Source organism: Prosthecobacter gellanilyticus (genome assembly GCF_007992435.1).
Lineage (GTDB): Bacteria > Verrucomicrobiota > Verrucomicrobiia > Verrucomicrobiales > Verrucomicrobiaceae > Prosthecobacter > Prosthecobacter gellanilyticus.
In genome coordinates this window covers 1-2,202 of the sequence record NZ_BKAG01000035.1, presented here as the reverse complement: position 1 = coordinate 2,202, position 2,202 = coordinate 1, and the positions used below count along the sequence as shown (strand labels likewise).

The following is a 2,202-nucleotide window of genomic DNA, read 5'->3' as shown; positions in this document are numbered from 1 at the left end:
GGTCATAAAGTGTTGAATTTCAAACTTTTGTAATCTGACGACGGTTGAGGTCGGCAGAGTTGGACTATTTTTCTGAATTTGTGGTCCATTTTGGCAGGAAGTCTGTTCAATGTAAATACATTTGCCTTACATGCCCCTGCCCCGGGGAGCTCCCAAATTGCCAGATGCAGCCCTTGCTAAAAGGTGCGCTTTTCTGACAGAGAAATAGGTGGCGTGACCTTATTTTCCGTGATCTGAGCCCGAATTCCCTGGGAAGGCGAGATTAATCTTTTTTAAAAATATTCACGCTCAGTTAGGGGTCATCTGCTGAAAACCACGCTGAGAGGCTTGTCTTCCGGGTGTTTGAATTTTTTTCGCTCTTGGTCTGCATCTACAAAGTAAATCCAAGGCCTGACTCAAGGACGAGGGTGGAAGCTATTGATGTGAGTTTGCTCTCCGCCCTGCCGTACACTCGGCCAGACCACCCGCGCTCATGATTTTCTGGCCTCCACGAGCCCTTCAAGTGCTGTTGCCTTGGGCGATCCTGGCATCAGCCCAGGCGTCGGTGGACTATGAGAGAGACATCAAACCGCTCTTTAAAGAGCGCTGTGTGTCCTGCCATGGCTCGGTGAAGCAGAAGGGTGACCTGCGGCTGGATGCGGGGTCTTTGATTGGGAAGGAGGTGCACGGGGAGCTGGTCTCGCGGGTGATTTCTGAGGACGAGGATGAGCGGATGCCTCCCGAGGGCACTCGACTCACGCCGGTGCAGGTGGCGAATTTGCGGGAGTGGCTGGCGGCGGGGGCGCCCTTTCCGAAGGATGAGGCGGTGCCGAGGAAGCCCTCGGAGCATTGGTCGTTTCAGCCGGTGAAGAGGCCGAAGATTCCGGAATCAGTCCATGAGCATCCAGTGGATGCGTTTGTCTTCGGGACGCATCGCCTGCCCTCCCGGGCCACGCCGGGGGCACGGCTGAGGCGGGTTTACCTGGATCTGATCGGGCTGCCGCCGACCGTGGAGGAGCAGGAGAGTTTTGAGCGCCTCGCACCTGGGACCGATAGGGCTGATGGGACGAATGGGGCCTATGAGGGGGTGATCGACCGGTTGCTGGCCCGGCCAGAATATGGGGAGCGCTGGGCCCGGCACTGGCTGGATGTGGTGCGCTATGCGGACAGCAACGGCTACGAGCGGGATGCGGCGAAGCCCTATGTCTGGCGCTATCGGGACTACGTGATCGACTCTCTTAATAAGGACAAGCCCTTTGACCGCTTCGTGGTTGAGCAGCTCGCTGGGGATGTGAGGGAATCTGCAGATGAGGAGTTGAATGCTGAACGGGTGATCGCCACGGGTTTTCTCCGGCTGGGGCACTGGGACGATGAACCAGCGGACCCGGCCACGGATCGCTATGATCAACTGGATGACATCGTGAGCACCACGGGGCAGGCGTTTCTGGGCCTCACCATCGGCTGTGCGCGCTGCCACGACCACAAGTTCGAGCCGCTGAGCACGAAGGACTACTACAGCCTCGTAGCCGTCTTCAATCCGCTTGAGCGCCCGGCCAAGGGGCGGACGGAGCTGACGGCGCAGGTGGCCGACACGGAGATCTATGCCTGGAAGCAGAAAGAGGGAAAAGCGCCTGCCACCCATGTGCTGCTCCGGGGTTCGGCGACTCGGCCTGGGGATCGGGTGGAGCCTGCTGCGCCTGCCATCCTGGCTCAGCGGGGTGAGTTTTCGGGTCATGCGCGGCTCGACTTGGCCCGATGGATCGCCAGTCCGCAGAATCCGCTCACGGCGCGAGTGATCGTGAACCGTGTGTGGCAGCAGCACTTTGGCCAGGGGCTGGTGACGACGGCGAATGATTTTGGGCTTATGGGGGCGGCGCCATCGCATCCAGAGCTGCTCGACTGGCTGGCACACTGGTTCATGCATGAGGCAGGGTGGTCACTGAAGAAGCTGCACCGGCTAATTCTGACGAGCCGGGCCTGGCAGGCAGAGGGCGGAGAGCATCAAGGCGATGCTCCGACATCTTCACCGTATCGTTACCGTCGTCTCGAGGTCGAGGCCATTCGTGATTCGATGCTTTTTGTTAGCGGCCAGTTGAACCCCAAGCGCTTTGGCCCGGCGATGAGACCTGCCATTCCAAAGACGGCGCTGGAGGCAAACACGGACAAGGAGAAGATCTGGCAGGTCTCGTCTGAAAGCGAGGCCTCACGCCGCAGCATCTATAG

Annotated in this window: 1 protein-coding gene; it reads left to right on the top strand. The window is 59.2% G+C overall.

The annotated features are described in order from the left end of the window. Positions 1 to 472: 472 nt before the first annotated feature. On the top strand, positions 473 to 2,202 hold a 1,730-nt coding region (locus BGE01nite_RS20030; RefSeq protein WP_146852968.1), incomplete at its 3' end, for a DUF1549 domain-containing protein.